Raw genomic sequence first — 18,417 nt, 5'->3', positions numbered from 1 at the left:
CCCGCTGGTACGTCCTTGTTGGCGGCCTGGCGGTGCTCGCGGCAATCACCCTGATTTTCTTTTTCCTCGCGTATGTCGTTGCGCCCTTGTTCCAGGGTGCCGACCTGACCGCGAAAGACTCGATCACCCCGGCCTGGATGCAGGACGCCGGCAAGCCGCTGATGATCTCGCTCGAGGAGCAGAATCAGGTGGCCATGCGCGTCTCCGACAAGGGCCAGGCGCTGTTTTTCGATATCGACAGTGGCGCTGAACTCAAGCGCGTCGACCTGCCATTGCCGGCGGGCGCCACGGTGACTTCGATTGGCGAAGATCAGCCGGGCCATCCGCTGGTGGCCGTAGGCCTGTCCAACGGCCAGGCGCTGGTGTTCCGTCATACCTATAAAGTCAGCTACCCGGATGGCAAGAAAACCATCAGCCCGGCCATCGAATACCCGTACGGTGAGGCGCCGATCGCGCTGAATGAAAGCGGCGGCGCGCTGGAGCATGTCAGCCTCAACGCCACCGACTCGACGCTGATGCTGGTCGGCTCCACCGGTTCGCAACTCAACGTGCTCTCGCTGACCAGCGAAGAAAACATGATGACCGGCGAAGTCACCAACGAGCAGAAGCGTATCGATCTGCCGCAGATGACCGAGCCGGTGAAAAACATCTTCGTCGACCCGCGTCAGCAATGGCTGTACGTGGTCAACGGACGTGCCCAGGCCGACGTGTTCAGCCTGCGCGACAAGAGCCTCAACGGCCGCTACAAACTGCTGGAAAATGCCGACGCCGAAGTCACTGCGACCGGGCAACTGGTCGGCGGCATCTCGCTGATCGTCGGTGATTCCAAGGGCGGTCTGGCCCAGTGGTTCATGGCCCGCGACACCGATGGCGAGCTGCGCCTGAAGCAGATCCGCACTTTCCAGATGGGCACCACGCCGATCGTTGAAATCGCTGCCGAAGAACGCCGCAAAGGCTTCCTCGCCCTCGATGCCAGCGGCAAGCTCGGCGTGTTCCACAGCACCGCGCACCGCACTTTGCTGGTTGATCAGGTCGTTGAAGGCCAAGGCCTGTTCGGTCTGTCGCCACGCGCCAACCGGGTGATCGTCGAAGCCGGCGGCAAGCTGCAACCGCTGCTGCTCGACAACCCCCACCCGGAAGTTTCGTGGAGCGCGTTGTGGAGCAAGGTCTGGTACGAGAACTACGACGAGCCTAAATACGTCTGGCAATCGACGGCGGCCAACACCGATTTCGAACCGAAACTGAGCCTGTCGCCGCTGACCTTCGGCACCCTGAAAGCCGCGTTCTACGCGATGTTGCTGGCGGCGCCACTGGCCGTCGCTGCGGCGATCTACACCGCGTACTTCATGGCCCCGGGCATGCGCCGCAAGGTCAAACCGGTGATCGAGCTGATGGAAGCGATGCCGACGGTGATCCTCGGTTTCTTCGCCGGCCTGTTCCTGGCGCCGTATGTCGAAGGTCATCTGCCGGGGATTTTCAGCCTGTTGATGCTGCTGCCGATCGGCATCCTCGTCGCCGGTTTCACCTTCAGCCGCCTGCCCGAGTCGATCCGCCTGAAAGTCCCGGATGGCTGGGAAAGTGCGCTGCTGATTCCGGTGATCCTGTTTGTGGGCTGGCTGTCGCTGTACATGAGTCCGTTCATGGAGAACTGGTTCTTCGGTGGCGACATGCGCATGTGGATTTCCCACGACCTGGGCATCACCTACGACCAGCGCAACGCTCTGGTGGTCGGTCTGGCCATGGGTTTTGCGGTGATCCCGAACATCTACTCGATCGCCGAAGACGCCGTGTTCAGCGTGCCGCGCGGCCTGACCCTGGGTTCTCTGGCCCTCGGCGCCACGCCATGGCAGACCATGACCCGCGTGGTGATCCTGACCGCCAGTCCGGGCATTTTCTCGGCGCTGATGATCGGCATGGGCCGTGCGGTCGGCGAGACCATGATCGTGCTGATGGCCACCGGCAACACCCCGGTCATGGAGATGAACCTGTTCGAAGGCCTGCGCACCCTGGCCGCTAACGTCGCGGTGGAAATGCCCGAGTCGGAAGTCGGCGGCAGCCACTACCGCGTGCTGTTCCTCTCGGCATTGGTGCTGCTGATGTTCACCTTCGTCATGAACACCCTGGCAGAACTGATTCGTCAGCGTCTGCGCAAGAAATACTCGTCGCTTTAAGCAAAGGTAGAAGTCTGTGAAACAGAACTCCCTGAAAGGATGGTTCAAGAGCGGCGCCCCCGGCGTCTGGATCAGCGGTGGCGCGGTGTCCATCGCGGTCATCATGACCATTGGCCTGTTGGCGGTGATTGCCGTGCGCGGTCTCGGTCACTTCTGGCCGGCGGATCTGATCCACGCGCATTACGACGTACCGGGCCAGGCCAATCACCTGGTGATCGGCGAAGTGGTGCAAAAAGAAGAAGTGCCGCGTGCCCGTCTGAAGAGTGCCGGCCTGCCGGTGCCGGACGAAGGCCCGGAATTCATGACTCGCGAGCTGATCAAGGTCGGCAACCGTGACCTGAACGGCAACGACTTCACCTGGATCGTCGGCGAGTGGCTGACCAACCAGACCACGCCGCCCGAGCTGATGGCGATCGAGCGTCGTGAGTGGGGCAACTTCTACGGCTACCTGGTCAACGTCAAACAGGACGGCAAGGTCATCGCCGAGGGCGAGGCCGCATGGCCTGAACTGCAAGCGCGCATCGACCGCGTGAACGGCCTCGCTGCCCAACTGAAATCGCTGGAAAAAGTCGAGATCGGCGCGATCAACGCCGGCCTCGAACGCATCCGCCTGCACGGCCGCAAGCTGGAGCTTGAAGGCAAACTCGACGCCACCGCACAAGCGGACATGGAATCCGAGCGCGCCGAGTTGAACGCGCGTTATCAGGACATCGAGGCGCGTCTGGCCGATCTGCATGCGCAGTTCAACCGCGACGCGTTGACCGCTCGCGATGCCAACGGCAAAGAGATTGAAATCGGTCTGGGCAAAGTGGTTCACGCCTACCAGCCGAACGCGATGAGCACGTTGACCAAGGTCGGTTTCTACTTCAGCAAAATCTGGGAATTCCTCTCCGATGATCCCCGTGAAGCCAACACCGAAGGCGGGATTTTCCCAGCGATCTTTGGCACCGTGATGATGACCCTGATCATGGCGATGATCGTCACCCCGTTCGGCGTGCTGGCGGCGGTGTACCTGCGTGAATACGCCAAGCAGAACACCCTGACTCGCGTCATTCGTATCGCGGTGAACAACCTCGCCGGCGTACCGGCGATCGTCTACGGCGTGTTCGGTCTGGGCTTCTTCGTCTACGTGCTGGGTGGTTCGGTCGATCGCTTGTTCTTCCCTGAAGCATTGCCGGCACCGACCTTCGGCACGCCGGGCCTGCTCTGGGCCTCGCTGACTCTGGCCTTGCTCGCAGTGCCGGTGGTGATCGTGGCGACCGAAGAAGGTCTGGCGCGTATCCCGCGTACCGTGCGTGAAGGTTCGTTGGCCCTCGGCGCGACCAAAGCGGAAACGCTGTGGAAAATCGTTATCCCGATGGCCAGCCCGGCAATGATGACCGGCATGATCCTCGCCGTGGCGCGCGCCGCCGGTGAAGTGGCGCCGCTGATGCTGGTGGGTGTGGTGAAACTGGCGCCGTCGCTGCCAGTGGACGGCAACTACCCGTACCTGCACCTGGACCAGAAGATCATGCACCTGGGCTTCCACATCTATGACGTCGGCTTCCAGAGCCCGAACGTCGAAGCCGCCCGCCCGCTGGTCTACGCCACCGCGCTGCTGCTGGTGCTGGTGATCGCGACGTTGAACCTGTCGGCGGTGTATATCCGCAACCATCTGCGCGAAAAATACAAAGCACTGGACAGCTGATTTCTCATGTAGGAGTGAGCCTGCTCGCGATGGCAACACCGCGGTTTGATAGACAAACCGCAGCGTCTGGATCGCGAGCAGGCTCACTCCTACAAAAAACGAACCGAATTTGTTAGCACAGGGAGCCTCCCATGCAGCACGAAACACACAGCCACGGCATCAACATGTCTGCCCTGGGCCGCGACAAGCAGAGCCTGGACCTGGCGCAGGAAACCGTTGCCATCGAAGTGCCGGGCCTGAGCCTGTACTACGGCGAGAAACAGGCGCTGTTCGACGTCAGCATGAACATCCCGAAGCAGCGCGTGACCGCGTTCATCGGCCCGTCCGGCTGCGGTAAGTCGACGCTGCTGCGTACCTTCAACCGGATGAACGATCTGGTCGACGGCTGCCGCGTCGAGGGCGCGATCAACCTGTACGGCAACAACATCTATCGCAAGGGCGAAGACGTTGCCGAGTTGCGTCGTCGTGTCGGCATGGTGTTCCAGAAGCCCAATCCGTTCCCGAAGACCATCTACGAAAACGTGGTCTACGGCTTGCGCATTCAGGGCATCAACAAGAAGCGCATTCTCGACGAGGCGGTCGAGTGGGCGTTGAAAGGCGCGGCGCTGTGGGATGAAGTCAAGGACCGCCTGCACGACTCGGCCCTTGGCCTTTCCGGTGGTCAGCAACAGCGTCTGGTCATCGCCCGCACCATCGCGGTCGAGCCGGAAGTGTTGCTGCTCGACGAACCGTGCTCGGCCCTCGACCCGATCTCGACGCTGAAGGTCGAAGAGCTGATCTACGAGCTCAAGTCCAAGTTCACCATCGTCATCGTTACCCACAACATGCAACAGGCCGCGCGGGTATCCGACTACACGGCATTCATGTACATGGGCAAACTGGTGGAATTCGGCGATACCGATACGCTGTTCACCAACCCGGCGAAGAAGCAGACCGAAGACTACATCACGGGGCGGTACGGCTAGCCGTACAGCTGCAAGCCGCAAGCTTCAAGCGGCAAGAAAGATGCGGTGCGATATCAGGACTTATACATAACTGCTTGAAGCTTGCAGCTTGAAGCTTGCAACTTTCGCGGAGCGAACAATGATTTCCAAAGAAGGCCTTACCCATCACATTTCCGCGCAGTTCAACGCTGAACTGGAGGAAGTGCGCAGCCACCTCCTTGCCATGGGCGGGCTGGTCGAGAAGCAGGTCAACGATGCGGTCACGGCGCTGATCGAAGCCGACTCCGGTCTGGCTCAGCAGGTCCGTGAGATCGACGATCAGATCAACCAGATGGAACGCAACATCGACGAAGAATGCCTGCGCATTCTCGCCCGTCGTCAGCCGGCGGCGTCCGACCTGCGTTTGATCATCAGCATTTCCAAGTCGGTGATCGACCTTGAGCGTATCGGCGACGAAGCCACCAAGATCGCCCGCCGCGCCATCCAGTTGTGCGAAGAAGGCGAAGCACCGCGCGGTTACGTCGAGGTTCGTCACATCGGCGACCAGGTGCGCAACATGGTTCGCGATGCGCTCGACGCTTTCGCGCGTTTCGACGCTGATCTGGCCTTGTCGGTGGCGCAGTACGACAAGATCATCGACCGCGAATACAAGACCGCCCTGCGTGAGCTGGCCACCTACATGATGGAAGACCCGCGCTCTATCTCGCGGGTGCTGAGCATTATCTGGGTCCTGCGTTCGCTGGAGCGCATCGGCGATCATGCGCGCAACATCTCGGAACTGGTGATCTACCTGGTGCGCGGCACCGACGTGCGCCATATGGGCCTCAAGCGCATGAAGGAAGAAGTTGAAGGCACAAGTGCTGAAACCGCTAATGTTCCGGGCGAAGCTGACGATAAGTAAGATTGCCTGAGAAAAGCGCCCGGCCCTCTGGCCGGGCGTTTTTGTTTCTGCTTTTCAAAGGCGGAGGCGAATTAAAGCGAATTAAAAAGCAGCACCCGCGAACGAAAAGTCCCGGCGTGACTGAAGAGTTTTGGCAATGTGCCATCAGCCAGCGTTATGCTTGCCGGGATTTTAATAGGGGTGTTGGATGAGCAAGATCAGTGTGTTGGTCGTGGACGACGCTTCGTTCATTCGTGACCTGGTGAAAAAGTGCCTGCGTAATTACTTCCCGGGGATTCGCACCGAGGACGCCATCAACGGCAAAAAGGCCCAGGCCATGCTGGCCCGAGAAGCCTTCGACCTGGTGCTGTGCGACTGGGAAATGCCGGAAATGTCCGGCCTCGAACTGCTGACCTGGTGCCGCGAGCAGGACAACCTCAAGACCATGCCGTTCATCATGGTCACCAGCCGTGGCGACAAGGAAAACGTCGTGCAGGCGATTCAGGCCGGCGTATCCGGTTACGTCAGCAAGCCGTTCACCAACGAGCAATTGCTGACCAAGGTCAAGCAGGCGCTGAACAAGGTCGGCAAGCTCGACACCTTGATGAACAGCGCACCGACGAAGATGAATTCAGCGTTCGGCAACGATTCCCTGAGCGCACTGACCGGTGGCAAGCCTGCCGTGGTCGGCGGCGCCCCGGCCGCCGCTGCAGCCAACCCGTTTGCCAAGCCTGTCGCCGCTCCGGCCGCCGCTGCACCCTCGCGTGGTTTGCTCAACAGCCCGCCGGTGCAGGCAGCTGGCGCCTCGAAAGCGCCGGTGGGTGGTCGCGGTCAGGGCCAGCTACGCCTGCCGAGCGGCACCCAGCAATGCGTGATCAAGGCCTTGAGCATCAAGGAAGCGCTGCTGGTAGTGAAGCGCACCGAGACCCTGCCGCAGATCCTCGACAGCGCCGTGCTCGATCTGGAGCAGGGCGACAACGCCGAGATCGCTCGCCTCAATGGTTACCTGCACGCCATTGTCGCCCACGAGCAGAAAGCCGACAGCGACTGGCTGCAACTGACTTTCCGCTTCGTCGACCAGGACGCACAGAAGCTCGACTACATCTCGCGCCTGATCGCCCGTGGCACGGCGCAGAAGCACTTCGTACCCGGCGCGTAACTGCGCGGCCCAAAAGATCGCAGCCTTCGGCAGCTCCTACAGGGGATCGCATTCTCATGTAGGAGCTGCCGAAGGCTGCGATCTTTTGCTTTGTGTGCTGGCCAATTTGAAACATCTGTCGACTAGCCTGGTCTGTCTCAGCTGCTAGGCTGATTCCCAGGCCTTCCTTCGACAGACTCTTGCCCATGCTCGCGCGCCTGCTGTTTTTCTGCGGTCTCTGCCTGGCCTCCCAGCTGGCGATGGCCATGACCATCTACAAATCCACCGACGCCAACGGCGTGGTCTCGTACAGTGACCGCCCGAGCAAAGGCGCGAAAGTGTTCGTTTTTCAGGATCGCATGGTCGAACGCCTTGATCGCCAGGTGTACCTGGACATCAAGAAGCAGAAGGGCGTTGATGTGGTGTTTGCGCGCAACGATCTGTACGCGCCGGTCGAGGTTGCGCTGGCCTTCATCGGCACGAGCAATGTGCGTGGCGCGCCCGCGCAGGCGATCCGTCGCGTACTGCCGCCGCGCAGCAACACGCGGCTGGCGCTGCTGACAGCGATCAGCCGCGACCAGCCGCTGGTGTATTCGCCGCAGTTCCAGTATTCGCTGGGCGACCCCTCAGGCACTGCGCAGAGCTATCGCTATCCGCTGCCCTGGCGTGGCGGACCGTTCCGCCTCAGCCAAGGCGCCAACGGGCAGTACAGCCACTATGGACCGAAAAATCGCTACGCCATGGACATTGCCATGCCCGTGGGCACACCGATCATTGCCGCGCGAGCGGGGGTGGTGGTCAAGACCGAGAATGCCCAGAGCGGACGCGGCACCGATGCCTCCGGCAATTTCGTCCGGGTGCTGCACGATGACGGCACCATGGGCGTGTACCTGCATCTGAAACAGGGTTCGGTGAGCGTGCGCGAAGGGCAGCGGGTCAAGGTCGGCAGCCCGCTGGCCCTGTCGGGCAATACCGGCAACAGCAGCGGCCCGCACTTGCACTTCGTGGTGCAGCGCAATACCGGCGAAGGGCTGGTGTCGATTCCGTATCAGTTCAACCAGCCACTGGGGGCGTTGCCCAATTTTGCGCTGGGCAAGCAATAGAGCAAAAGATCGCAGCCTGCGGCAGCTCTTACATGGGAATGCGATCCCTGTAGGAGCTGCCGAAGGCTGCGATCTTTTGGCAGGCAACGCGGTTTCCCGCATTGCACTCAATCCAGCATCAACACCTTGGCCAAAACAATCTTCGGTCCTTTCATCTTCTTGATGATGATCCGCAGGCCTTCGACTTCCAGCACTTCTTCCTCTTCCGGCACCCGTTTCAGGGTTTCGTAGACCAGCCCGGCGAGGGTTTCCGCTTCGATGTGATCCAGATCGATGCCGAGCAGGCGCTCGACCTTGAACAACGGCGTATCACCCCGTACCAGCAGCTTGCCCGGTTGATAGGCGAGAATGCCGCGTTCAGCCTTGCGGTGTTCGTCCTGAATGTCGCCGACCAGCACTTCCAGCACGTCTTCCATGGTCAGGTAGCCGATGATGTTGCCGTCAGCCTCCTCGACCACGGCAAAGTGCGAGCCGCCCTTGCGGAACTGCTCCAGCAACTGCGACAGCGGCATGTGTCGCGACACGCGCTCCAGTGGGCGGGTCAGCTCGGCGAGGTTGAACGACTCGGGAATGTGGTCCAGCGCCGCCAGTTCCAGCAGCAGATCCTTGATGTGCAGCAGACCGACGAACTCCTGGCGCTCGCTGTCGTACACCGGGTACCGGCTGAACTTGTGGCGACGGAACATCGCCAGGATTTCCTTCAGCGGCGCGTTGAATTCGAGGGTGATCAGGTCTTCGCGGGAGTTGGCCCAGTCGACCACTTCCAGCTCGCCCATTTCCACCGCCGAGGCCAGTACGCGCATGCCCTGATCGCTCGGATCCTGACCACGGCTGGAGTGCAGGATCAGTTTCAGTTCTTCGCGGCTGTAATGGTGTTCATGGTGCGGGCCGGGTTCGCCTTGCCCTGCGATACGCAGAATCGCGTTGGCGCTGGCGTTGAGCAGGTAGATTGCCGGGTACATGGCCCAGTAGAACAGGTACAGCGGCACCGCCGTCCACAGCGACAAAAGCTCGGGCTTGCGGATCGCCCACGACTTTGGCGCCAGCTCACCGACGACGATGTGCAGGTACGAAATGATAAAGAACGCGGTGAAGAACGACACGCCTTTGACGACCTCGGGCGAGTCGACACCGATGGCGCTCAGCAGCGGCTCGAGAATGTGCGCGAACGCCGGCTCACCGACCCAGCCCAGGCCGAGGGAGGCGAGGGTGATGCCGAGCTGGCACGCCGACAGGTAGGCATCGAGCTGACTGTGCACGGTGCGCAGGATGTGTCCGCGCCAGCCGTTCTGTTCAGCGATGGCCTCGACCCGAGTCGAGCGCAGTTTGACCATGGCGAATTCCGCCGCAACGAAAAAGCCGTTGAGCAAAACCAGGATCAGAGCAAAAAGGATCATGCCGAAGTCGGCAAAAATGGTAGCGAGGGACAAGCCAGGGGAAGGGTCCATGATGGAGTTTTGCGGGTTCCGTGTGATTCGAAAGTAGGGACAGACAGCGCCTGAAAGGCAGGCACAAGTCAGCCAATGTAGCGGCTGACCGGGCGATTGCCTAGTGGCGCGTGCCGGGCGGCGTCACTCGGTGGCGCTGATGGCCCGTGCGCTGGCCACCTGGGCCGGGGCGAAATGGCAGGTGAACGTGCTGCCGTGGCCGGGCACGCTGCTGATCTCCATGCGCGCGCGGTGGCGCAACAACACGTGCTTGACGATGGCCAGGCCGAGGCCGGTGCCGCCGGTGTTGGAGTTGCGACTGGAGTCCACACGGTAGAAGCGTTCGGTCAGGCGCGGCAGATGTTTGCTGTCGATGCCGATGCCGGAATCCTGCACGCTGAGGTGCGCGCCTTGCTCGTCGCCCCACCAGCGGATGCGGATGTTGCCCTCGGCCGGGGTGTACTTGACCGCGTTGAACACCAGATTGGAAAACGCACTGCGCAGTTCGGCCTCGCTGCCCTTGAGCACCAGGCGGGCGTCGGCTTCCAGGGTGATGCGCTGGTTTTTCGCGCCGGACAACTGCTGCGCATCGCTGGTGATCGATTGCAGCAGCGTGTCGATCTGCACCGGCTGGTTGTCCGACGGGTAATCGGTGGCTTCCAGCTTGGCCAACAGCAACAAATCGTTGAGCAGCGTCTGCATGCGCCCGCCCTGTTGCTGCATCTGTTGCAGGGCACGGCTCCAGCGCGGGTTCACTTCTTCGACATTGTCGAGCAGGGTTTCCAGGTAGCCGCAGATCACTGTCAGCGGGGTGCGCAACTCATGGGAGACGTTGGCGATGAAATCCTTGCGCATCTGTTCCAGCTGATGGATGCGCGTGACATCGCGGACCAGCATCAGGTGTTCATTGTTGCCGTAGCGGGTCAGGTACAGCTGAATGCGCACCCGATCATTGGTCGGCGAGGGAATTTCCAGCGGCTCGGCGAAGCTGTCCTGCTCGAAATACTCCTTGAAGCGCGGGTGCCGCACCAGGTTGGTCACCGGTTGGCCGCTGTCCTGCGGAGTCTTCAGGCCGAGCAGGGTTTCGGCGGCGCGGTTCCACCATTCCAGATTGCCGTCGCTGTCGAGCATGATCACCGCGTCTTTCAGCGCAGCGGTGGATTCCTGCACCCGGTCGATCACCGCTTGCAGGCGCCCGCGCACCCGTTGGTCGCGACGTTGCAGGTGGTAGATGCTGTCGAAGACCTCGCCCCACAGACCATAGCCATCGGGCGGCGCTTCGTCGGGCTGGTGCTGGCGCAGCCATTCGTGCAGACGCAGCAATTGCTTGAGCGTCCAGGCCAGATAGAGACCCAGGCCGGCCGCGAGGCTCCAGCCGTAATAGCCGGTGATCAGGCCGATCACCAGGCAGGCGGTGACCAGCAACAGCATGTGGCGAATCAGGGTGCCATGCCAGTTTTGATTCACGAGGGCGTCCTTAGCCGCAGCTTCAAGTTTCAAGCCGCAAGCTCCAAGCTAAAACGGATCGGCTTTCACTTGCCGCTTGTAGCTGGAAGCTTGCAGCTGCTTTTTTACGCTTTTGTGGAGAAGCGGTAGCCGGTGCCGCGCACGGTTTGTACCAGATTTTCGTAGGCGTCGCCGAGGGCCTTGCGCAGGCGGCGGATATGCACGTCGACGGTGCGCTCCTCGACATAGACGTTGCCGCCCCAAACCTGATCGAGCAACTGGCCACGGGTGTAGGCGCGTTCCTGATGGGTCATGAAGAATTGCAGCAGACGGTATTCGGTCGGGCCCATCTCGGCGGGTTTGCCGTCGATGGTCACGCGGTGGCTAATCGGGTCGAGCAGCAGGCCGCCGACTTCGATCGGCGCTTCGCCATCGGTCGGGCCGGCGCGGCGCAGCACGGCTTTGAGGCGGGCGACCAGTTCACGGGGGGAAAACGGTTTGGTGATGTAGTCGTCGGCGCCGACTTCCAGGCCCTGGATCTTGTTGTCTTCTTCGCCCTTGGCAGTGAGCATGATGATCGGGATGTCTCCGGTCAGCTCGTCACGCTTGAGGCGTCGGGCCAGTTCGATGCCGGAAGTGCCGGGCAGCATCCAGTCGAGCAGGATCAGGTCCGGCTTGCGGTCGACGATGATGGCGTGGGCCTGCTGCGAGTTCTCTGCCTCGAGGCAGTCATAGCCGGCCATTTCCAACGCCACGGCGATCATTTCGCGAATGGGCGCTTCGTCGTCGACGATCAGAATGCTCCTGCCAACCATGCCTTAATCCTCTTGTCATTTAACTGTCTTGCGCCGCATTAGATAACGGAATTATTGCAGTCGTGTGACAGTATTTCAGGCCGGCAACATTTGTCCGCATCCTCGACTAAGCTCTAAGCCCGAATCCTGACAACCACAAAAGAAGGTTTCCATGACTCAGATGACTGCTTCTTTCAAAGCCCTGCTGATGGCCGCCGCCCTGACATTGCCGGGACTGGCCATGGCTGCCGATCCGGCGATGGAGAAGGACGGCATGTACACCGATCACAAGGGCATGACCCTGTACACCTTTGCCAAGGATTCCGCTGGCAAATCTGCCTGCAACGACAAATGCGCGGCGAATTGGCCGCCGCTGAAGGCTGAGGCCGGCGATAAATCCATGGGCGACTGGACAGTGATCAAACGTGATGACGGTTCGATGCAGTGGGCCTACCAGGGCATGCCGCTGTACACCTTCGTGATGGACAAGAAGGCCGGTGACATGACCGGCGACGGCAAAATGGACGGCGCCTGGAAAGTCGCCAAAGCCAAATAACCACGGTGCCCTTGTAGGAGTGAGCCTGCTCGCGATAGCGGTGTGTCAGTCGATGCTTTCGTCAACTGACACACCGCTATCGCGAGCAGGCTCACTCCTACAGGGGTTGTATTTAGCGCAGTGCGTAATCCAGGACGATCCCGACAAAGATCGCCAACCCGGCCCAGTGATTGTGCAAAAACGCCTTGAAGCAACGCATGCGGTCCTTGCTGCGGGTGTACCAGAATTCCCACCCGTAACACCCGGCCGCCACCAGCAAGCCAAGGTGGAACCAGACGCCCAGTTCGAACTTTGACCCGGCCAGGACCAGGCAGCCCAGCGACAGCGCCTGCAAGCTGAGGATGATCACTCGATCGGCCTCGCCAAACAGAATCGCCGTCGATTTCACGCCGATCTTCAGGTCGTCATCGCGGTCGGTCATCGCGTAATAAGTGTCGTAACCCACCGTCCACAGCAGATTGGCGATCCACAGCAGCCACGCCGCCGCTGGCAGCTCGCCGGTCTCGGCGGTGAAGGCCATGGGCATGCCCCAGGAAAACGCCGCGCCCAGCACCACTTGCGGGTAGTAGGTGTAGCGCTTCATGAACGGATAAGTGAACGCCAGCGCCAGACCGCCGAGCGACAGCCAGATGGTCGGCGCGTTGGTGCACAGCACCAGCAGAAAACTGATGCCCATCAGCACGGCAAAGAACACCAGCGCTTCTTTCGAACTGATCCGGCCGCTGGCCAGCGGCCGTTGTGCGGTGCGTTTGACGTGGCCGTCGACCTTGCGGTCGGCCCAGTCATTGATCACGCAGCCGCCGGCGCGGGTCAGCACCACGCCGAGGACGAAGATGACGATATTGGCCAGCGACGGTGAACCCTTGCCGGCGATCCACAGTGCCCACAGCGTCGGCCACAGCAGCAGGTAAATACCGATCGGCTTGTCCATGCGCGTCAACTGAACGAAATCCCAGGCGCGCGGGTTCAGACGGTTGAGGGACTTGAGCAGGCTCTGATACATCAGCAGTTCTCCGGGTGGGCGCGGGCGGCGTCCCACAGGCTCGGCAGGAAGATTTCCGCGACCAGCACGCTCAGCGCGCCACGATCGAAACGCGAACGCCGGCCCCACAGCTCAGGGGCTCTCACCGCTGACGGCAGCCATTGTTCAGGGTAGTGGCAGACTTCAATCGCGCGACGCTGGAACGCCTGATCGCAAAACAGCAATTCGCCCAACGAGCGGCTGCCCAGTTCATCCATGTGCAGCCCATCGCCTTGCAGGGCCGCGCGCGCGGCGACGCTGCGGGCAAACACCCAGGCTTCGCCATGACCGCGCAGATACACCTCACGCACCCAGCCTTCGCTGCCCTCGGCCAGATCCAGCGCTGTGCATTCGTCAGCGCGCAGGGTGTCCCAGCCTTCGAACAACGGCGACACGCTGAAGCCATCCTCGGACAAACGGGTCAGACGGCGGGTCAGCGAACCTTCGTCGAACAGCCAGTCGAGGGTCAGCGGATCGGGGCGGGGCGTCAGGCGGTTCTGGCTCAGCCAGAGCGGGGTGAGGCAGGCATTTGAATGTTGCACAATGAGTCATTATTGGCCGCAAATGAGGCGGCGAGCTTACCATGGCGGGCGACAAGATCGAGTGGCGCCGGCCGCCGTTGCGCCGAACAGGCTTGCATCTGCCCGGCACCCTCAGTACAAAACGCCCTGAGCCGGATGGCAGCGCAGCACCCATCGACCATCCGCGCCGGCACTACGCCTGAACCCTGAGGAAGTACCTGAATGAAGAAGTGGCAATGTATCGTCTGTGGCCTGATCTATAACGAAGCCGATGGCTGGCCGGATGACGGCATCGCGGCGGGCACCCGCTGGGAAGACGTACCGGCAGACTGGCTGTGCCCCGACTGCGGCGTCGGCAAAATGGACTTCGAAATGATCGAAATCAACTGAAAACACACAAGGAGTAAGGCATGAGCGCACCAGTCGTCATCATCGGCACCGGGCTTGCGGGCTATAACCTGGCCCGGGAGTTTCGCAAGCTCGACAGCGAAACCCCGCTGTTGCTGATCACCGCCGATGACGGCCGCTCTTACTCCAAGCCGATGCTCTCCACCGGTTTCGGCAAGAACAAGGACGCCGACGGCCTGAGCATGGCTGAACCCGGCGCCATGGCCGAGCAGTTGAAGGCCGAAGTGCGCACCCACACGCGCATCAGCGGCATCGACGCCGGCCACAAACGCTTGTGGATCGGCGAAGAAGCCGTGCCCTATCGCGACCTGATCCTTGCCTGGGGCGCGGAAACCGTGCGCGTACCGATCGAAGGCGACGGCAGCGATCTGGTGTTTCCGATCAACGATCTCGAAGACTACGCGCGCTTTCGTGCCGCCGCGGCGGGCAAGCGTCGGGTGTTGTTGCTGGGGGCGGGGCTGATTGGCTGCGAATTTGCCAATGACCTGATCCTTGGCGGCTACGAGGTGCAATTGGTCGCGCCGTGCGAGCAGGTCATGCCGATGCTCTTGCATCCCGCCGCTGCGGCCGCCGTGCAGGTCGGGCTGGAAAGTATCGGAGCGAAGTTTCATCTCGGCCCGGTGCTGACCCGGCTGGAGAAAGTCACCGATGGGCTGGAAGCACACCTGTCCGACGGCCAGATCATCCCGTGCGATGTGGTCGTCTCGGCGATCGGCCTGCGCCCACGCATCGATCTGGCGGCGGCTGCCGGCGTGCAGATCAATCGCGGTGTGATGGTCGATCGTTACCTGAAGACTTCCCACGCCAACATCTTCGCCTTGGGCGACTGCGCCGAAGTCGATGGGCTCAATCTGCTCTACGTGATGCCGCTGATGAGTTGCGCTCGGGCGCTGGCGCAAACCCTCGCCGGAAACCCGACCGCGGTCAGTTACGGGCCGATGCCGATCACCGTGAAAACCCCGGTATGCCCGCTGGTGGTGTCGCCGCCGCCACGGGGCAGCGAAGGTGTATGGAGCGTCGAAGGGCAGGGCGCCGACATCAAAGCGCTATGCCACAGTGCCGACGGTCGGTTGCTCGGATACGCCCTGACTGGGGCGGCCGTCATGGAAAAACTGGCCTTGAACAAACAGCTGCCGCCGCTGCTGGCGTAAATGCCGGTCGTTCTGTCGCAATCACCGCTCTTTTGCCCCGACAAAGCTCTTGGGGAGACTGGCGCCGCCGTTGGCGGCGTGCCATTCTCACTCCCGTCTGCCGCAGAGTAGAGCCTGCGGCGCCTTGGGCGCTGTTCCAACGAGAACAGCACGGACATAACAACAAAAAACCGTCAAAGGGGCTTCACTAATGCGTAAACCAGAACTCGCCGCTGCAATCGCCGAAAAGGCAGACCTGACCAAAGAACAGGCCAACCGCGTCCTCAACGCCGTCCTCGAAGAAATCACCGGCGCCCTGCACCGCAAGGACAGCGTGACGCTGGTCGGCTTCGGCACCTTCCTGCAACGCCACCGCGGCGCCCGCACCGGCAAAAATCCGCAAACCGGCGAACCGGTCAAGATCAAGGCCAGCAACACCGTTGCGTTCAAGCCAGGCAAATCGTTGAAAGACAGCGTCAATCCTTGATGGCGGCGTACTTCCCTGAATAACGGGGAGAACCGCAAAAAAATGGGCACACCGATTGCGGTCGGGTGCCCATTTTTTTGGTTGCCTGATGACTTACTGGCGGCGGAAGCAAGCCTTGCCGTTGCCGAAATCCACGGCCAGACAGTTTGGTTCGATTGCCAATTGCAGGTCCTGGAACAGCCCGCCCAGATCACTGTCGGAAGCGGGTTTGGTCTGGCTTTTCAGCCGCACTGTCTGGTTCTCTACTTTCCAGGTGCCTTTGGCAAAACCATCGGCACTGCCATACGCCACACCCGCGTCAAACGTCCCGTCCTTGCGCAATAGCAACTCAGCGCCCATTTCCATTGCGCCGGTCAAATAATAATGGCCGTCCAATGGTGGGGTTTCCGCTGACGCCTGGGTGATGGGCAGCCACATGAGCGCTGCGAAAAACAGAGGTTTCAATTCCATGAGTTAAAGCTCCTGACCTGCGTTTCATGAGGGGGGAATTTGCTTGTGTTCGGCTCCGGAGCCAATCCCCTGCAAGATATGAATCTTTGTAAGAATTATCCCTGTCTTTTATCAGAGTATTTTCCGCCATTAAGTGCGATAGCTTATAAAAAAGCCGCACCGATAACTATCGACGTTGCAATGCGAGGGCGTATTTGTTGCAGAATGAAGTTTCAATAAGCGGGATGCCATCATTGTGATGGCACTTTTTGAACTGCTCGTTGTCGCGAACGATTGGTTGAAATATGCCGTTAGTCATTCGGAAGTGTCCTACTTCTATTTTTTTTTGAATTTGGCATGCTGCACGCCGCTCGAGGATGCGAGCGTCCGGTAAACTCGCCCGGCTGCGTCGGGAGGCTCTGGGTCAATGGTTTGGCGGGAGCAGGGAAAATGCGCTGACTAATAAGCGGCCTCAGGGAAACCCCTGTGACATATAGGGCGATCTCCTACAGAGCCCACTGAACACTTCGTCTTGTTGTTTAATCAGATGCTTGCTAGTGGCCATCATAGTGATTACGATGCGCCCACTTGAAAGAGCACATCTCAATTGGATGAGTCGCGTCACTGCTCTTCGATACTGTCCCGCGTTGCTGAACTCCATTCGCGCGTCTGACTGTAATCCTTACTAAAGGCCATGGATGTCCTACTCAAGCAAACTTTCCGCCCATTACCTCGAACTCGCAAAAGTCTCTGTTTCCAAAGAGAATTTCGCGGGCGAAGACGTTCGTTTCTCGAGCGAATTCGAGGCGCTGGAAAGTGAGCTGGCCAAGGCTTCGTCGATGCACGAAAGCGGGCAGATCGACTGGCTGAAAATCCGCGAAAACAGCGAAAACCTGCTGCGTACCCAATCCAAGGATCTGCGTGTCGGCGCCTGGCTGACGTGGTCGCTGTATCAGCGCGAATCCTTTCCGGGGCTGCTCGCCGGCCTCGGTCTGCTGCACCATCTGTCGGAAAATCACTGGGCCGACGTCCACCCGCTCAAACCCCGCACCCGTGCCGCCGCGATCGGCTGGCTGGTGCCGCGTCTCGAGCAGGTCATCACCGAAAACATTGCGATCAAAGAGCAGTTGCCGATGTTCCGGCAGCTCTCTGAGCACCTGGCCGGCCTCGAGGCTGCCTGCACCGAACATCTGGGCGATGACGCGCCGCTGCTGCTGCCGATCTCCCGTCGCCTGAAAACCATGATCCAGCGCGCAGCCGACAACCAGCCGGCCCCCGGCGTGGTGGGTGCGGCGGTGGCGCAGGTCAAGCAGGCCGCGAGTCAATTGCTCGCCCCCGGTGCGCCGATCGACAACGAACGCGATGCGCACAAAGCCCTGCGCGCGCAGCAGGAAAGCGCCCGTCCGTTGTGCGCCTGGTGGCTCAAGCAGAAGGCCACCGACCTGCGCGCCCTGCGCCTGAACCGTACGCTGCTGTGGATGACCGTTGATGCGGTGCCCGAGCGCAACGCCGAGCAGATCACCGTGCTGCGTGGCCTGCCGCTGGAAAAGCTCAAGCTCTATCAGGACCGCTTCGATCAGGGCAAATACGCCGACCTGCTGGTGGAACTGGAGGCGAGCCTGGCGAAGGCGCCGTTCTGGTTCGATGGCCAGAGGATGGTCTGGGAATGTCTGCAGAACCTCAACGCCGAGCTGGCCATGCGCGAAGTGGAAATCCACTTCGCGCTTTTGATTCAGCGCCTGCCGGGCATCATCGAGTTGCGCTTCCATGACGGCGCGCCGTTTGCCGATCCGTCCACCCGGGCGTGGATCGCCGCCAACGTCATGCCGCACCTGCAAAGCGCCAGCGCACCGCGCAAGGTCGAAAGCGAAAACGTCGAAACCCAGCCGGCCTGGGAAAAAGCCCTCGAGGACGTCCAGCCGATCCTGCGCAAGGAAGGTTTGAAACCCGCCGTGCAGATTCTCAAGCAGGGTTTGCAATCAGCCTTCGGCGGGCGCGAACGCTTTTTCTGGCAGTTCGCCCTCGCGCGGCTGTGCTTCCTGGCCAAGAAATACGAACTGGCCAAGAACCAGCTCGAAACCCTCGATCAGACATTACTGGACTCAGGCCTGCACGCCTGGGAGCCGGAGCTTGCATTGCAAGTGCTGCACCTGCTGCACAGTTGCTGCGAGTTGTTGCCGCAGAACCATGCCGTACGTGAACGCAAGGAAGAGATTTATCGCAGGCTGTGCCACCTCGACCTCGAAGTGGTACTCGAATAGGCCCCAGGGCCACA

General features: G+C 60.9%; 17 protein-coding genes. 11 read left to right on the top strand and 6 right to left on the bottom strand.

Annotated elements, in window-relative coordinates; genetic code table 11:
- Nucleotides 1-137: 137 nt before the first annotated feature.
- From LIS66_RS26630 to LIS66_RS26605, 6 genes are all read left to right on the top strand, one after another.
- Nucleotides 138-2,171 (top strand): ABC transporter permease subunit, encoded by a 2,034-nt coding sequence (locus LIS66_RS26630; RefSeq protein WP_172667892.1) that lies wholly within the window; start codon nt 138-140, stop codon nt 2,169-2,171.
- A 16-nt stretch (nt 2,172-2,187) separates the two neighbouring features.
- Complete coding sequence (gene pstA / locus LIS66_RS26625; protein WP_042608075.1) at nt 2,188-3,858, top strand: phosphate ABC transporter permease PstA; 1,671 nt, start codon at nt 2,188-2,190, stop codon at nt 3,856-3,858.
- A 131-nt stretch (nt 3,859-3,989) separates the two neighbouring features.
- Nucleotides 3,990-4,823 (top strand): phosphate ABC transporter ATP-binding protein PstB, encoded by an 834-nt coding sequence (gene pstB, locus LIS66_RS26620; RefSeq protein ID WP_016772482.1) that lies wholly within the window; start codon nt 3,990-3,992, stop codon nt 4,821-4,823.
- Between the two features lie 118 nt (nt 4,824-4,941).
- Entirely contained in the window at nt 4,942-5,703 is a 762-nt protein-coding gene (gene phoU / locus LIS66_RS26615) for a phosphate signaling complex protein PhoU (protein WP_016772483.1), read from the top strand.
- Between the two features lie 187 nt (nt 5,704-5,890).
- Nucleotides 5,891-6,841, top strand: a complete 951-nt coding sequence (locus tag LIS66_RS26610) for a response regulator (protein WP_227973319.1) — start codon at nt 5,891-5,893, stop codon at nt 6,839-6,841.
- Nucleotides 6,842-7,026: 185 nt separating this feature from the next.
- On the top strand, nt 7,027-7,923 hold the full coding sequence (locus tag LIS66_RS26605; RefSeq protein WP_064365143.1) for a peptidoglycan DD-metalloendopeptidase family protein: 897 nt from the start codon (nt 7,027-7,029) through the stop codon (nt 7,921-7,923).
- Nucleotides 7,924-8,030: 107 nt separating this feature from the next.
- Here LIS66_RS26605 and LIS66_RS26600 read toward each other — a convergent pair whose 3' ends face one another.
- The 3 genes from LIS66_RS26600 to phoB form a co-directional block, all read right to left on the bottom strand.
- Nucleotides 8,031-9,371 carry a hemolysin family protein gene (locus tag LIS66_RS26600; protein WP_042608078.1) on the bottom strand — a complete coding sequence of 447 codons (1,341 nt, stop codon included), beginning with the start codon at nt 9,369-9,371 and terminating at the stop codon, nt 8,031-8,033.
- Nucleotides 9,372-9,494: 123 nt separating this feature from the next.
- Nucleotides 9,495-10,781 (bottom strand): phosphate regulon sensor histidine kinase PhoR, encoded by a 1,287-nt coding sequence (phoR, locus tag LIS66_RS26595; RefSeq protein ID WP_252876266.1) that lies wholly within the window; start codon nt 10,779-10,781, stop codon nt 9,495-9,497.
- Nucleotides 10,782-10,921: 140 nt separating this feature from the next.
- A complete protein-coding gene (gene phoB / locus LIS66_RS26590; protein WP_007896474.1) occupies nt 10,922-11,611 on the bottom strand; it encodes a phosphate regulon transcriptional regulator PhoB in 690 nt (229 codons plus the stop codon).
- A 151-nt stretch (nt 11,612-11,762) separates the two neighbouring features.
- Here phoB and LIS66_RS26585 point away from each other — a divergent pair, with 151 nt between their 5' ends.
- Nucleotides 11,763-12,146, top strand: coding sequence for a hypothetical protein (locus LIS66_RS26585; protein ID WP_064365142.1), 384 nt, complete (start codon nt 11,763-11,765; stop codon nt 12,144-12,146).
- Nucleotides 12,147-12,258: 112 nt separating this feature from the next.
- Here LIS66_RS26585 and ubiA read toward each other — a convergent pair whose 3' ends face one another.
- Nucleotides 12,259-13,149, bottom strand: coding sequence for a 4-hydroxybenzoate octaprenyltransferase (ubiA, locus tag LIS66_RS26580; protein ID WP_064365141.1), 891 nt, complete (start codon nt 13,147-13,149; stop codon nt 12,259-12,261).
- Nucleotides 13,149-13,709 (bottom strand): chorismate--pyruvate lyase family protein, encoded by a 561-nt coding sequence (locus LIS66_RS26575; RefSeq protein ID WP_227973318.1) that lies wholly within the window; start codon nt 13,707-13,709, stop codon nt 13,149-13,151. The genes ubiA and LIS66_RS26575 overlap by 1 nt, the downstream gene beginning before the upstream one ends.
- A gap of 201 nt (nt 13,710-13,910) precedes the next feature.
- On the opposite strand from LIS66_RS26575, the gene LIS66_RS26570 reads away from it, so the two are divergent.
- The 3 genes from LIS66_RS26570 to LIS66_RS26560 all read left to right on the top strand — a co-directional run bounded on the left by LIS66_RS26570 (nt 13,911) and on the right by LIS66_RS26560 (nt 15,713).
- The gene (locus LIS66_RS26570) at nt 13,911-14,078 is read left to right on the top strand and encodes a rubredoxin (protein ID WP_016772491.1); all 168 of its coding nucleotides are present in this window, start codon (nt 13,911-13,913) and stop codon (nt 14,076-14,078) included.
- Nucleotides 14,079-14,098: 20 nt separating this feature from the next.
- Nucleotides 14,099-15,247 (top strand): NAD(P)/FAD-dependent oxidoreductase, encoded by a 1,149-nt coding sequence (locus LIS66_RS26565; protein WP_227973317.1) that lies wholly within the window; start codon nt 14,099-14,101, stop codon nt 15,245-15,247.
- 190 nt (nt 15,248-15,437) lie between these two features.
- Complete coding sequence (locus tag LIS66_RS26560) at nt 15,438-15,713, top strand: HU family DNA-binding protein (protein ID WP_003213368.1); 276 nt, start codon at nt 15,438-15,440, stop codon at nt 15,711-15,713.
- Between the two features lie 93 nt (nt 15,714-15,806).
- Here the strand turns inward: LIS66_RS26560 and LIS66_RS26555 are convergent, their stop codons facing one another.
- The gene (locus LIS66_RS26555; RefSeq protein ID WP_227973316.1) at nt 15,807-16,163 is read right to left on the bottom strand and encodes a hypothetical protein; all 357 of its coding nucleotides are present in this window, start codon (nt 16,161-16,163) and stop codon (nt 15,807-15,809) included.
- A gap of 677 nt (nt 16,164-16,840) precedes the next feature.
- Here LIS66_RS26555 and tssA point away from each other — a divergent pair.
- Entirely contained in the window at nt 16,841-18,403 is a 1,563-nt protein-coding gene (gene tssA, locus LIS66_RS26550; protein ID WP_042608084.1) for a type VI secretion system protein TssA, read from the top strand.
- Nucleotides 18,404-18,417: the final 14 nt, after the last annotated feature.

Origin of the sequence: Pseudomonas sp. HN2 (assembly GCF_020736465.1) — a bacterium.
Taxonomy (GTDB): domain Bacteria; phylum Pseudomonadota; class Gammaproteobacteria; order Pseudomonadales; family Pseudomonadaceae; genus Aquipseudomonas; species Aquipseudomonas moraviensis_A.
Note: the sequence above shows the minus strand (reverse complement) of the source record. Positions and strands in the feature narration are given on the sequence as shown.

What these genes read in the sequence shown, in the direction of transcription:
- LIS66_RS26560 (WP_003213368.1), top strand. Translation starts at nt 15,438, where the DNA reads ATGCGTAAACCAGAACTCGCCGCTGCAATCGCCGAAAAGGCAGACCTG.
- phoB (WP_007896474.1), bottom strand. Translation starts at nt 11,611, where the DNA reads ATGGTTGGCAGGAGCATTCTGATCGTCGACGACGAAGCGCCCATTCGC.
- LIS66_RS26600 (WP_042608078.1), bottom strand. Translation starts at nt 9,371, where the DNA reads ATGGACCCTTCCCCTGGCTTGTCCCTCGCTACCATTTTTGCCGACTTC.
- LIS66_RS26570 (WP_016772491.1), top strand. Translation starts at nt 13,911, where the DNA reads ATGAAGAAGTGGCAATGTATCGTCTGTGGCCTGATCTATAACGAAGCC.
- ubiA (WP_064365141.1), bottom strand. Translation starts at nt 13,149, where the DNA reads ATGTATCAGAGCCTGCTCAAGTCCCTCAACCGTCTGAACCCGCGCGCC.
- LIS66_RS26565 (WP_227973317.1), top strand. Translation starts at nt 14,099, where the DNA reads ATGAGCGCACCAGTCGTCATCATCGGCACCGGGCTTGCGGGCTATAAC.
- tssA (WP_042608084.1), top strand. Translation starts at nt 16,841, where the DNA reads ATGTCCTACTCAAGCAAACTTTCCGCCCATTACCTCGAACTCGCAAAA.
- LIS66_RS26585 (WP_064365142.1), top strand. Translation starts at nt 11,763, where the DNA reads ATGACTCAGATGACTGCTTCTTTCAAAGCCCTGCTGATGGCCGCCGCC.
- phoU (WP_016772483.1), top strand. Translation starts at nt 4,942, where the DNA reads ATGATTTCCAAAGAAGGCCTTACCCATCACATTTCCGCGCAGTTCAAC.
- LIS66_RS26555 (WP_227973316.1), bottom strand. Translation starts at nt 16,163, where the DNA reads ATGGAATTGAAACCTCTGTTTTTCGCAGCGCTCATGTGGCTGCCCATC.
- LIS66_RS26610 (WP_227973319.1), top strand. Translation starts at nt 5,891, where the DNA reads ATGAGCAAGATCAGTGTGTTGGTCGTGGACGACGCTTCGTTCATTCGT.
- phoR (WP_252876266.1), bottom strand. Translation starts at nt 10,781, where the DNA reads ATGCTGTTGCTGGTCACCGCCTGCCTGGTGATCGGCCTGATCACCGGC.
- pstB (WP_016772482.1), top strand. Translation starts at nt 3,990, where the DNA reads ATGCAGCACGAAACACACAGCCACGGCATCAACATGTCTGCCCTGGGC.
- LIS66_RS26630 (WP_172667892.1), top strand. Translation starts at nt 138, where the DNA reads ATGCAGGACGCCGGCAAGCCGCTGATGATCTCGCTCGAGGAGCAGAAT.
- LIS66_RS26605 (WP_064365143.1), top strand. Translation starts at nt 7,027, where the DNA reads ATGCTCGCGCGCCTGCTGTTTTTCTGCGGTCTCTGCCTGGCCTCCCAG.